The following is a 13,042-nucleotide window of genomic DNA, read 5'->3' as shown; positions in this document are numbered from 1 at the left end:
CCCCATCGGGCGGTGATGCAGCAGAGCGTGGATTACCGATCGATCTACCTGAAGGCGACGCTGTGCGCGGACCTGCCTTCACGCGTTTGCGTCATTGAGGTCTCGCCGCTGCTGCACGCTGTACTCGAGCCGATCACCGACGCGGCGTTCGACAGCGACTGGACCCAAGGTCGCAACCTGCACTTGCTGGGGTTGTGCCTGAACGAAATCCGTGAGGCGGCAGAACAGCCGATGCTGCTACCGCTGCCTCAGGACAAACGCCTCGCGCCTTTGCTCACAACCCTGGACCACCTGCCACCAACATTGGCGGTGCTGGAGCAAAAGATCGGTGCCAGCGGCCGAACCATCGGACGGATCTTTCAACGGGAAACCGGCATGGGTTATCAACAGTGGCGCCAGCAATGGCGCCTGATGCGCGCCATTGAACTGCTCGCCACTGGTCGCAGCCTGAGCTACAGCGCCTTTGAACTGGGCTTTGCCAGTGACAGCGCTTTCATCGCCTTTTTCAAGCACATGACCGGTCGTACACCGAGGACCTATCTGGATTGATTGCCGGTGGACTCACGCCTCAGGCATCTTGCGAAAGCCCACCGCCAAGCGGTTCCAGCCATTGATGGCGTTGATTGCCACGGTCAGGTCGACCATTTCCTTGGGCGTGAAATGCTGGTTCAGCAGTTCGTAGTCGGCGTCTGGCGCATGGGTGTCGCTCAAGCGGGTCAGCGCTTCGGTCCAGGCCAGCGCGGCGCGTTCGCGAGGGGTGAAAAACGGGGCTTCGCGCCAGGCGGTCACGGCATACAGGCGACGCTCCGTCTCGCCGTCCTTGCGGGCATCGGCGGTGTGCATGTCGATGCAGAAGGCGCAACCGTTGATTTGCGAGGAACGCAGCTTGACCAGTTCCAGCAGGGATTTTTCCAGGCCCAGTTTCGAAACAGCGGTTTCGAACGCCAGCATGGCTTTGAAAGCTTCAGGGGAGGCAGTGTAGAAATCGATACGCGGTTGCATGGTGAACTCCAGAACAATTGGGTGTGGCGCTACGTTAGCCTCGCGGTGGCGCGGTACAAATAGCCAATTATTGGGAAGTTCGGGGGGCCAATGCACGCCCTTGATACTTGCTCAGGCCCGACTGCGCAACCATTGCAGGAAGCGCTTCTTGGCCACCGGTTTGGGAACGTCGCGGGTCAGGTTCTGGGCCAGGTGCATGCGCACGTCCAGCAGGTTCTTCATCGCGTCATTGATGTCGCGGCGAGCGTCCAGGCAGGGTTTGAGGTAGCTCTTCTCGATGCGATAAAGGGTGCAGAAGGTCTTGGCGGAAAAGTTCGCCAGCGCGGCCTGGTCGGAAACGATCCCGGCTTCGCCAATAACCTCTCCCGGCCCCATGCGTCCGGCCTCGAACGGCTGGCCGTTGCGAAACAAGGTCACGCTGACCACCCCGGACTCGATGATGAACAAATGATCGCTGACCTCCCCGGCCGGCAGGATCATGTCGCCGGCGCGGAAGGTCTGCAGGGTCATGTTCTGGCTGAAGGTGTCTTTCTCATCCTGGCGCAAGGTGGAGAAAATGCTCGAGCTTTCCAGCAACGCACGGGGCCGCGACACGCCATTGGTGGACGCGCTTTCGCTGGTGGACAACAGGCTTACGCCCGATGCCTGCAAATGCCGGAACGCCAGGTCGAACAACTGATTGCGCACCTCGCGCTTCTGGCCCATGGACGCGACGAACCCGCTGATTTCATATTCCGCCCCGGTGCTGCCGGTGCTCTTGAGTGTCACGCAGGGAGCCGGGCTGGCAAGCAGAGAACGACAGCCGATCATCGCCCGCTCCAGCGCATCGATCACGGTTTGTGGCCGTGCATGCGGACTGACCGGGATGCTGATGGATAACCCGTGGACATCGCTGGGCCGGCTGAAGTTGACGATCTTGGCCTTGGCCGCCAAGGAGTTGGGAATCACCGCCATGCTGCCCTGGGCGGTCTGCAACCGCGTGGCGCGCCAGTCGATGTCGGTGACCCGGCCTTCGGTGCCATCGATGGAAATCCAGTCATCGACTTGATAGGGCTTGGTGGTGTTGAGCACGATCCCGGAGAACACGTCGCTGAGGGTACTCTGCAAGGCCAGGCCGACGATGATCGCCATCGCCCCGGAGGTTGCCAGGACGCCCTTGACCGGCAAGTCCAGCACATACGCCAGGGCAGCGATGACGGCGATCAGGAAGATCACCGCGCCGATCAAATCCTGCAAGAGCCGCCCGGTATGACCCACCCGTTGCATCATCACCGCGCCGATCATCACCGTCAGGGTCCGCGCAGCGAACAGCCACCAGGCAATTTGTAAACCGGTGGCCGCCAAGTGGCGTGGCACGTCGTCAACCCACTGCGCCGGTTGCAGGGGGTTGAGGCCTTCGTTGAACAGCAGCGCGCTGAACAACGAAAAAATCAGCAGCCGCCCGCCGATCTTCCAATAAGTCCGATCAGCGCTGACCAGCCGCCACAGCAGAATGTCGAGCACCAACAGCACCAAGGCACTCAGCAGTGGGTGATCGGAGATCAGAGACAGCATCGGGACAGCTCCAGGAAGGTCATGGGGCGAAGATTGGCACAAATTGAACGCGGCGTAGAGAGCACCGCAGAAACTCATGTGGGAGCGAGCCTGCTCGCGATTGCGGCGTATCCGTCAATGATGCATCGACTGTCAGACCGCTATCGCGAGCAGGCTCGCTCCCACAGGACTTGTCTCTGGTCAGTCGTCCATCGCGCCAAAACGACCGGAGTGGAAATCGTTGAAGGCCTGGTGAATTTCCTGCTCGCTGTTCATCACGAACGGGCCATGACCGACGATGGGTTCGTCGATGGGCTCGCCGCTGAGCAGCAACACCACCGCGTCGTGATTGGCGTGCAGGTGCAACTGCTCGCCGGCCCGGTCGAACAACGCCAGTTGCCCGGCCTCGACCCGCTCGCGACCGTTGACCTGAACCGTGCCACGCAACACCACCAACGCGGTGTTGTAGCCATCGTGTACGTCGAGGGTCAGGTTTTTCCCGGCATTCAAGCGCATGTCCCAGACATCGATGGGCGTAAACGTCTTCGCCGGGCCCTGATGCCCCTCGAAGCGGCCGGCAATCAAGCGCAGGCTGCCGGCGTTGTCCTTCAGGTCGATGCTCGGAATGTCGCTCTTGAGGATTGTCTGGTAGCCGGCCGGGGCCATTTTATCCTTGGCGGGCAGGTTGACCCACAGCTGGACCATCTCCATGAACCCGCCTTGCCGAGCGAAGTCCTCGGAGTGGAACTCTTCATGAATGATCCCGGAAGCCGCCGTCATCCATTGCACGTCGCCAGGGCCGATCTTGCCGCCGCTGCCAGTGGAATCCCGGTGTTCCAGTTCGCCCTGGTAGACGATGGTCACGGTTTCGAAACCGCGATGAGGGTGCTGGCCAACACCGCGACGCTCGGCGGTGGGTTCGAATTGCGTGGGAGCGGCGTGGTCCAGCAGCAGGAACGGGCTGATGTGCTTGCCCAGGTTGTCGTAGGAAAACAGCGTGCGAACCGGGAAGCCGTCACCGACCCAATGGGCTCGGGGGCTGGTGTAGACGCCGATGATGTTTTTCATGCGGTGGCTCCAATCGTGTTGCGAATCAGACGTTGCGATTCGATGGACACAGATTAAAACCACGAACGCAGCCGCACTAGACTGCAAAAATCAGTCTTAGCGTTCTATAGAGAGAACGATCGCCCCCCAACTTCACTGATATGCCATCGCACGGGGCTGCAATGAGCCCGCACACAGGGATCACAAATGATTGCGCTTGGCGAAATCCGACAGACCCACCAGCGTCTTGAGTCCGAGTTTTTCCAGCAGACGGGTCTTGTAGGTGCTGACGGTTTTCGGACTCAGGAACAAGGCCTCGGCGATGTCCTTGCCGCGCATTCCCATGGCCAGCATTCGCAGAATGGATAGCTCGCGGGTCGAGAGACTTTCCAGGGTCTGCTGTTCAGTGCGTTGTTGAAAATCCAGCCTGACTGGCATTTGAGGGAAATAGGAGTAGCCGGATTTCAGCGCATGAATGGCCTTGATCAGTTCTTTCAGGTCGCTTTTCTTGGTCACAAAGCCCCTGGCTCCGGCCGAGATGCAGCGGTTGCAGAAGTGCTGCGCGTCCTGGGAAGTGAATACCAGCACCCCGCACTCTGGGAACTGGGTCATGATCCAGACCAACAGATCCATGCCATCGAATCCGTTCATCACCAGGTCCAGAATCACCAGGTCTGGGGCCTTTTCCTTGATCAACGCCCTGGCGTCGGCGACACCGCTCGCGTCCCTGACTCCGGTAAACCCCTCGTTCTGGCAAATGAGCCGCAATGCCCCTCGTATGACAGGGTGGTCATCCACGATCAATACGTCTTTCAAGGCAACTCCCCACGTAAATGCAAACGGCGCCGATGCCATGACTGCTTCGGACTGTTGCACAGGCGCCGGGCCATGCCACCTGTCAGGTCTGACAGTGCCGACCAACGGTGCAGCTTCATCCTGCGTGACCTTGCCTGAGGGGGCGAAGCCAGGGTCGCGTCAACTCGCTGGCCTGGGGATCAATCCGCTCCATCAGACTTGCCAGTGACGCAAGGTCAGGCAACTGGGCCGTGCTCAAGTGCATGCCCGGTCGCCGCGCGACCGCCGCCGAGGACAGGCCGACCTGTGGTGTGTTGTAAATCATCGCGTGACGAAGCTGGGGGTTATCGAGAATGAAATCGTGCAGGTTCAGCGCGCCCTTGGCCAGGCCGGCATTGACCACGACCAGGTCGAACGGCTCGCTGCCGTATTCCACCAGCGTCAACAGCTCCTGCAGGCCACTCACGGGGGCGATCCGAAAATAACCCTGTTGATTGAACAGGTGCTCAAGCCTCATTCGATGAGCATGTTGCGTGTCGGCAATCATGATACGTAATGCTTTGTTCGGCATGACAGGCATCCCAATCGTTAAGGGGCGTCAGGCTAGAGGAAGCTTTTGAGAGGCGCTGTAGGACGAATCCCAAAAAAGGGAGGAAAAAGGTACTTTGCATGTAGCTTCGGGATGACTACGCGGCTCGCTTATCCATGAGAAGACCCGCGGGGACCACTTCGCGCCCCAGCGGGAGCAAGCTCCCCCGCCACATAGGCCTCCAGTCGTTCAGTCAGGTGCTCCATGGCTTGGCGCACGTCATCCACCGCGGCGGCGAGCAACGACCGGTCGCCGCCACGGCAGGCACTTTCCAGGGCTTCGCAAGCGGTAATCAGGCGCTGGGCCCTGATCATCAGCGCGCCCCCCTTGACCCGGTGCGCCAGGTCCGCCAGCCCTGGCAGGTCTTGTCGGGCGAGCAGACGCATCAATTGCGCCAGGTCTTCGGCATTGCTGTTGACCATTTCCACTAGCAGTTTTTTGATTGAGCCCGTGTCACCTGCGCTCAATAGTTCAAGGCTGCTCAAGTCAATGTCGCCGGTGGTCGGCGCAGGCACCCACTCATCGGGCACTGCGGCGCAATCCTGCGTGACCGCAGCCAGGCAGCTGTTCAGTTCCTTGAGGCTGATGGGTTTGAACAGGCAATCGTCCATGCCGGCCTCGACACAGCGGGCCTTTTCCTCGGGCTGGGCATTGGCCGTGAAACCCAGGATCACCCCCGGCGACAAACCCTCGGCCCGCTCCGCCTCGCGAATGGCCCGGGCCAGTTCGTAGCCGCTCATCAACGGCATGTTGCAGTCGGTAATGACGACATCGAATCGTTCAGCACGCCAGGCGCGCAACCCCTGGACACCATCGTCGGCTTCGCGGACGCGATGGCCCAGATAGCTCAGTTGCTGGGACAGCAGCAAACGGTTGGCCGGGTAGTCGTCCACCACCAGAATGTTCAGCGCCCGCACCGGTGCCAGCGCCTCGACTTGCGCCGACGGCGCTTGAGCCAAGGCATCGAGCGCCGGCAAGCTCAGCAGAACTTCAATCTGCGTGCCCTCCCCCGGCACGCTGCTCAACGTCAGGGTGCCGCCCATCATTTCGCAGAGCGTGCGGCTGATCACCAGCCCCAACCCGGAGCCGCTGCGGGCCGACTGGGTGTTGTTGCTGGCCTGGGTAAAGGGGCTGAACAGGCGGCGCTGATCCTCGACCGAAATACCACAGCCGGTGTCTTCGACGCGCAGGCGGATCGGCAGGCACTGCGCGTCATCGCCCGGTGCGGCTCGCACACTCAAGCGCACCTGCCCCTGGTCGGTGAACTTGATGGCGTTGCTCAGCAGGTTCGACACGATCTGCTTGAAACGCAACGGATCAATCAATACGTCGCGGTTGATCGCGGCGTCGAGTTCAAGCTGTAAGTGCAGTTGTTTCTGCCAGGCCAGGCCTTCAAAGATCCGCGCCACCGACTCGATCAGTTCCCGCAGGTTGGCCCGCTGCGGGGTCAGCGACAACCTGCCGGACTCGATGCGGGCGATGTCGAGGATGTCACCGATCAAGTCGAGCATGCCGCGAGCGGCGCCCGACGCGACTTCGATGGCGAACCGGTCCATGACACCCTGGTCAGCTTTTTTCAGGGCCAGCTCCAGCATGCCGATCACCGCGTTCATGGGGGTGCGGATTTCATGGCTCATGGTCGCCAGGAAAGTGGTCTTGGCCCGGTTGGCATCATCGGCGCTTTGCTTGGCCACGCGCAGCTGTTCCAACAGACGCCGCAGGTAAACGACCCACCCCAATGCCAGCAGCAACAGCAGCGCGGCGATGGCGAACCCCTGGACGATAGTGGTGCGGTTGCGCAACCAGTAGTTGTCGTCGATCACCACTTCACTGCGCCAACGATTGGTCAGCTCGTCCATTTCTTCGGGAGAAATGCTCAGCAGCGCCTTGTCCAGGATCGAATGCAGCTCCGGCGCATCACGATGAGTCGCCAGGGCCACGCTCTCCGGAAACGTTCCCACGGTGCTGGTGATTTGCAGTTTGCCGCGGTACTGGCGGGAAATCATATAGCGGGCACTGATCAGCGAATTGATCGCGCCGTCCACTGTGCCGGCGGCGACCATGGACATCGCATCCGCCGCGTTTTCAGCCGGCACCAGGTGCACTCGGGGGAATTGTTCCAGCAGATACTCACGCAGCACATTGCCCCGGATCAGCGCCAGGCGTTTGCCCTCCATCTGGTCCAACGTCAACGGGACCTTGCCCCTCAAGGGTGCCACCAGCACGAACGGATTGCTCAGGTAGGGCCGGGTAAAACGCAACGCCCCCTCAAGCTCGGTGCTCGGTGGAGCGGCGGCCAGTACGTCGGCCCGACCGCTTCTGACGCGCCCGATCACATCATGAAGCGAGTTACCCCGCTGGATATCGAACTTCAGGCCGGTGCGCAGGCTGATCCGGGCCAGCACATCGGCGCTGATACCACGCAAATGGCCTTGTTCATCGCCAACGCCGGGTCGCTGGCTTCGAAGCCGTTGGCCGTGCCGAGCATGTCGATCTCACCGCTGCGCAGCGCCTGGAGCGATGCCTCCCGTGACGCGTAACGCTGCACCCGCACATCGACGTGCAACATCTGCCCCAGCAACTGGGCATAGTCAGCAGTGAGGCCTTCATAGTCGCGGCCATTGCTGGTGATACCGAACGGTGCGTAATCCGGCGCCGAGGCCCCCAACAGCAACGTTCCCTTGCCGCGTAGCCAGTTCCAGTCGGCCTCCCCCAGGGATACCGAATAGTCGCTCACACTGGAGCGCCCGAGCACTTGCAGCGACTCAGGTGCCGCGCCAACCTGCGGCGTCACACTTGATAAGCCCAGCAACAGCGCCACCAGGCCTGTGCGTAAGAACAGCGTCATTTGGCTCAGGTTGTTTCGTTTGGCGTAGTCGGCCCGGAACACCCCCGACTTCACGTCAAGTCAGGGAGACCGGCTGATGGGTTCAGACTGCCAAAGCGAGGGAACAGCGAACCGTCAACGCGCCTGCCTGAAAGACAGGACACGTGAGGTGAGTGTAGGAAGTTTCTGAAGAATTTCCTGGCGAGACTGCCGATTGCTTACGCCGTGGCCAGCTTCAGGTCGCGCACCGAACGGCTCTGTCCGCGATGCTTGCTGTGCTCGTACAGCGAACCGGCGATCTCATCGGCGCGCACCGGCAGGATCGACAACAAGGTATCGCTCAGGCCGTGGCTGGCCTGGCAGAAGCCCTGCATGTAGATCGCCGCTTTGCAGCGCTCGTCGGTGATCAATTTGTAGTTGCGATCTACCTCGAAATTCCCCAGGTATTGCTCAAGTGGCGCCAGCAATGTGCGGTGCATCTGCCGTTCGTAACCGGTGGCCAGCACCACCGCGTCATAACGGCGCACGCTCAACTCGCCGGTGGCGTTGTTGCGCACCGCCAGCTCCACGCCGGCATCGGTGGCCGTGGCTTTCTCCACCGTGGTGAGGGTACGGAAGGCATGACGGGCGATGCCCGAGACTTTCTGGCGATAGAAAATCCCGTAGATGCGTTCGATCAGGTCGATGTCCACCACCGAATAGTTGGTGTTGTGGTACTCGTTGACCAGCCGTTCGCGTTCGCTGTGGGGCTGCTGGAACACCAGATCGGTGAATTCCGGGGAGAACACCTCGTTGACAAACGGGCTGTCATCGGCAGGCTTGAGGGCCGAGCCGCGCAGGATCATGTCGACCTGCACCGAAGGAAAACTGTCATTGAGGTCGATGAAGGCTTCCGCCGCGCTCTGCCCGCCGCCGATGATCGCGATGGTCATGGGCTGGCCGTTCACGCACGGCTGAGTCGCCATGCGTTCCAGGTACTGGGAATGGTGGAACACCCGAGCATCCTCCTTGAAGGCGGTGAACGCGTCGGGGATACGCGGCGTACCGCCGGCACTGACCACCACCGAGCGGGCGCTGCGCACGAGCTCTTCGCCCTGGCTGTCGCGGGAAATCACCCGCAAGGCTTCGACCTGCTGGTTGTGCAACACCGGCTCGATGCGCAGCACTTCTTCGCCGTAGCGGCTCTGCCTGGTGAACTGCCCGGCCACCCAGCGCAGGTAGTCGTTGTACTCCATACGGCACGGGTAGAACGTGCCAAGGTTGATGAAGTCCACCAGGCGGCCGTGATGCTTGAGGTAATTGACGAACGAATAGGGGCTGGTGGGGTTGCGCAGGGTCACCAGGTCCTTGAGGAAAGAAATCTGCAACTCACTCTGGGTCACCAGGGTATTGCCATGCCAGCGGTAGTCGGCCTGCTTGTCGAGGAACAGCACATCCAGTTCGCCCTGGACCGGGCCCCGCTCCTGCAGCGCGATGGCCAGCGCCAGGTTCGAGGGGCCGAAGCCGATACCGATCAAGTCGTGAACGTTGGGCGAAGCAATTGCCTGTGTCATGTCCAGTGTCCTCTGGAGGGCCCCTCAACAGGGCGCGAAAAGCCTGGGGTGACCCGACCGATCTTTGGCAAGCCGGCAAGTCGTCTGTTGAGAGGAACGAGGACAGTGAAAAAAAATTTACCGCGATGCGACCGGCGTGGACGTATTAATGCGCGTCCCACTGCCGCATACGAGTGCGGCAATGCTTCATGGCGTTGACGATGTGCTTTTCCACCAGCGCCCGGGAAATGCCCAGGCGTTCGGCGATTTGCGGGTGGGACAGGCCTTCGAGCTTGCGCAGCAGGAAACTCTCGCGGCACAGCGGTGGCAATTCGGCCAGGGCGCGCTGGAGCAGGTCCAGGCGTTGACCGTGGTCTAGGCTGGTATGGGGCGATGGCGTGAAGAAACGCTCTTCGCTGTCCAGCACCTCCAGGGATTCGACCTGGCGCAGGGTATTGCGCCGATGCCCGTCGATCACCAGGTTCAATGCGGTGCGGTACAGGAACGCGCGAGGTTGTTCGATGGGCGTGTCACTGGCGCGCTCAAGTACCCGCACATAGGCGTCATGCACCACATCCTCGGCCGCCTGGCGGTTGCCTAGCCTGGCGTTCAGGAAACACACCAGCTCGCGATAGTAGTTTTCCAACATGACTCCCCTGCGCAATGGCTGCGACAGCTATCCCTGTGCCAGATCGGCGTGCCTGAAATCGGCAATGGCACGATAGTGGCAGATTTCATCGCGTAATTTATAGTAATTCTCATATAGATTTAAAGCTTTGGTTTGTATCAAGGCTGATTCGTTCATTTCTACTGGCACCGACACTGATGTTGTGGCGAGGGGATTTATCCCCGCTGGGCTGCACAGCAGCCCCTCATAGCCAACAACTCGGTGTGCCAGATGTTTTGAGTAGCAGGTTTTGGGGCTGCTGCGCAGCCCTGCGGGGATAAATCCCCTCGCCACAACATCACCTGTCTTGGTTGTTGCGTTGCCCATCCGCCATCCTGCTACCAAGTGTTTCACACAGTAAATTCCCGTCCGAAGCGCTCGTTTACCAAGACAGCCTCCCGTCCCTGCCCCTCATGGAACGGGCCCGACACCACCGGCCGGAACCCTGCATGAAACGTCCCCGCCCTACCCGACGCGCCTGGCTTTTAACCTTCGCCCTGCTTCCAGCCGTGGCCTTTGCCGCCTGGCAAGCGGTGGCCCCGAGCCGTGAATCGCTTATTACCGCCCCCGTCACCCGTGGCGATATCGAAAACAGCGTCACCGCCCTGGGCACCCTGCAACCGCGGCGTTACGTGGACGTCGGCGCCCAGGCGTCCGGGCAGATCCGCAAGATTCATGTAGAAGCCGGCGACGAAGTTCGCGAAGGCCAATTGCTGGTTGAGATCGATCCCTCCACACAAAAGGCCAAGCTGGACGCCGGACGCTTCTCCATTGAAAACCTCAAGGCCCAGCTCCAGGAACAACGAGCCCAGCACGATCTGGCCCAGCAGAAATTCCGCCGCCAGCAGCAACTCAAGGCCGGCGGCGCCACCCGCGAGGAAGACGTGCAGACTGCCCAGGCCGAAGTGCGGGCGACCCAGGCGCGCATCGACATGTTCCAGGCCCAGATCCGCCAGGCCCAGGCCAACCTGCGCAGTGACGAGGCCGAGCTGGGTTACACGCGCATTTTCGCGCCCATGAGCGGCACCGTGGTCGCCGTCGGTGCCCGGGAAGGCCAGACTCTTAACGCCCAGCAGCAAACCCCGTTGATTCTGCGCATCGCGCGCCTGTCGCCAATGACGGTCTGGGCCGAAGTCTCGGAAGCGGACATCGGCCACGTCAAATCGGGCATGACCGCCTACTTCACCACCCTGGCCGGCGGCGCCCGGCGCTGGAGCAGCACCGTGCGCCAGATCCTGCCGGTGCCGCCGCGCCCGCTGGAAGCGAGCCAGGGCGGCAGCCTCACGGGCGGGCGCAGTGGCAGCGAACGGGTGGTGCTCTATACCGTGTTGCTGGATGTGGATAACGCCGACCGCGCCCTGATGACGGAAATGACCGCCCAGGTGTTTTTTGTTGCCGCCCAGGCACGCGATGTCCTGACCGTGCCCAGCGCTGCGTTGCAGGCCAACGCCAGGCAAGTGCAGGTGGTGGCCGACAATGGCGATGTCCAGCCGCGCACTGTTCGCACCGGCGTCAGCGATCGGCTGCGTACCGAAATTCTCGACGGCCTGAGTGAAGGCGACCGGGTGCTGATCGGTCCGGCCGTCGGCAGCGGAGGCTGAATGGACACGCCCCTGATCGAACTGCGGGACATTCGCAAGGTTTACGGCGGTGGCGACAGCCCTCGGGTGGAGGTACTGCGCGGCATCGACTTGTCCATTCACGCCGGGGAATTCCTGGCGATTGTCGGAGCGTCTGGCTCCGGCAAGTCCACCTTGATGAACATCCTCGGCTGCCTCGACCGCCCCACCAGCGGCGATTACCGGTTTGCCGGCGAAGACGTCGCCGGCCTGGGCAGTGACGAACTGGCCTGGCTGCGACGCGAAGCCTTCGGCTTCGTGTTCCAGGGCTATCACCTGATCCCGTCCGGCACTGCCCAGGAAAACGTCGAGATGCCGGCCATCTACGCCGGCACTTCGGCCGCCGAGCGCCACGCCCGGGCCAGCGCCCTGCTCGAACGCCTGGGCCTGGCCAGCCGCACCGGCAACCGCCCTCATCAACTGTCCGGCGGTCAGCAGCAACGGGTGTCGATTGCCCGGGCATTGATGAACGGCGGCCACATCATCCTCGCCGACGAACCCACCGGCGCCCTCGACAGCCAGAGCGGCATCGAGGTCATGGCGTTGCTCGATGAACTGGCGAGCCAGGGTCATGTGGTGATCCTGATCACCCACGACCGCGAGGTGGCGGCGCGGGCCAAGCGCATCATTGAGATTCGCGACGGGCTGATCATCAGCGACAACGCCGGCGCTTTGCCGCACCACGTGCAAGCCAATCCGAAGGCACTGCAAGCGGTGGACCTGCGCCAGCGCCTGAGCGCCGGCAGCGAACACAACGGCGCCTGGAAAGGCGAACTGCTCGACGCCGTGCAAGCGGCGTGGCGGGTGATGTGGATCAACCGCTTCCGCACCGCCCTGACGCTGCTGGGCATTGTCATCGGCGTGGCCTCGGTAGTGGTGATGCTGGCCGTGGGCGAAGGCAGCAAACGTCAGGTCATGGCCCAGATGGGCGCCTTCGGCTCCAACATCATCTACCTCAACGGCACCGCGCCCACCCCGCGCGCCGCCAAGGGCATCATCAGCGAACACGACCTGGCGGCCCTCGCCGCCCTGCCCGAGGTGCAGCGCATCATGCCGGTCAACGGCGCTGACGCCAGCGTGCGTTTCGGCAACCTCGACCACACCAGCTACGTCGGCGGCAACGATACGAACTTTCCGACCATCTTCAATTGGCCGGTGGCCCAGGGCAGCTACTTCACCGATGCCGATGAACGCAGTGCGGCGGCAGTGGCAGTGATCGGTCACAAGGTCCGGCACAAGCTACTCAAGGAGGTCGACGACCCCATCGGTCGCTACATCCTGATTGAGAACGTGCCCTTTCAGGTGGTCGGCGTGCTGGCGGAAAAAGGTGCCAGTTCCGGGGATTCGGACGCCGACAACCGCATCGCCGTGCCCTACTCCGCCGCCAGCGTGCGCTTGTTTGGCAGCCGGCATCCCGAGTACGTGGTAATC

11 protein-coding genes and 1 pseudogene are annotated in these 13,042 nt (G+C 61.9%); 3 read left to right on the top strand and 9 right to left on the bottom strand.

The window, feature by feature from the left end; translation table 11 throughout:
* Positions 1-549, top strand: a 549-nt coding sequence (locus GSM73_RS00115) for a helix-turn-helix transcriptional regulator (RefSeq protein ID WP_256676610.1), incomplete at its 5' end; no start/stop codon positions are given.
* Between the two features lie 12 nt (positions 550-561).
* Here GSM73_RS00115 and GSM73_RS00110 read toward each other — a convergent pair.
* From GSM73_RS00110 to GSM73_RS00070, 9 genes and pseudogenes are all read right to left on the bottom strand, one after another.
* Complete coding sequence (locus GSM73_RS00110) at positions 562-1,002, bottom strand: carboxymuconolactone decarboxylase family protein (RefSeq protein ID WP_047229280.1); 441 nt, start codon at positions 1,000-1,002, stop codon at positions 562-564.
* Between the two features lie 111 nt (positions 1,003-1,113).
* A complete protein-coding gene (locus GSM73_RS00105; protein ID WP_047229281.1) occupies positions 1,114-2,556 on the bottom strand; it encodes a mechanosensitive ion channel family protein in 1,443 nt (480 codons plus the stop codon).
* A 180-nt stretch (positions 2,557-2,736) separates the two neighbouring features.
* Positions 2,737-3,603, bottom strand: a complete 867-nt coding sequence (locus GSM73_RS00100; protein WP_160891261.1) for a pirin family protein — start codon at positions 3,601-3,603, stop codon at positions 2,737-2,739.
* A 180-nt stretch (positions 3,604-3,783) separates the two neighbouring features.
* Positions 3,784-4,398 carry a response regulator transcription factor gene (locus GSM73_RS00095; protein WP_047229283.1) on the bottom strand — a complete coding sequence of 205 codons (615 nt, stop codon included), beginning with the start codon at positions 4,396-4,398 and terminating at the stop codon, positions 3,784-3,786.
* 115 nt (positions 4,399-4,513) lie between these two features.
* A complete protein-coding gene (locus tag GSM73_RS00090; RefSeq protein WP_160891259.1) occupies positions 4,514-4,948 on the bottom strand; it encodes a response regulator in 435 nt (144 codons plus the stop codon).
* A 128-nt stretch (positions 4,949-5,076) separates the two neighbouring features.
* Positions 5,077-7,814 (bottom strand): annotated as a pseudogene (locus tag GSM73_RS00085) (ATP-binding protein).
* Positions 7,815-8,011: 197 nt separating this feature from the next.
* Positions 8,012-9,346 carry a lysine N(6)-hydroxylase/L-ornithine N(5)-oxygenase family protein gene (locus GSM73_RS00080; RefSeq protein ID WP_047229285.1) on the bottom strand — a complete coding sequence of 445 codons (1,335 nt, stop codon included), beginning with the start codon at positions 9,344-9,346 and terminating at the stop codon, positions 8,012-8,014.
* A gap of 145 nt (positions 9,347-9,491) precedes the next feature.
* The gene (locus tag GSM73_RS00075; protein WP_047229286.1) at positions 9,492-9,974 is read right to left on the bottom strand and encodes a sigma-70 family RNA polymerase sigma factor; all 483 of its coding nucleotides are present in this window, start codon (positions 9,972-9,974) and stop codon (positions 9,492-9,494) included.
* A gap of 27 nt (positions 9,975-10,001) precedes the next feature.
* Complete coding sequence (locus GSM73_RS00070) at positions 10,002-10,319, bottom strand: hypothetical protein (RefSeq protein ID WP_155417191.1); 318 nt, start codon at positions 10,317-10,319, stop codon at positions 10,002-10,004.
* Positions 10,320-10,441: 122 nt separating this feature from the next.
* On the opposite strand from GSM73_RS00070, the gene GSM73_RS00065 reads away from it, so the two are divergent.
* Entirely contained in the window at positions 10,442-11,593 is a 1,152-nt protein-coding gene (locus tag GSM73_RS00065; protein ID WP_047229287.1) for an efflux RND transporter periplasmic adaptor subunit, read from the top strand.
* A partial coding sequence (locus GSM73_RS00060) for an ABC transporter permease (RefSeq protein WP_256676607.1) occupies positions 11,594-13,042 on the top strand: 1,449 nt, incomplete at its 3' end. It lies immediately after the preceding gene.

The organism is Pseudomonas sp. PICF6 (genome assembly GCF_009831705.1).
Lineage (GTDB): Bacteria > Pseudomonadota > Gammaproteobacteria > Pseudomonadales > Pseudomonadaceae > Aquipseudomonas > Aquipseudomonas rhizophila.
Note: the sequence above shows the minus strand (reverse complement) of the source record. Positions and strands in the feature narration are given on the sequence as shown.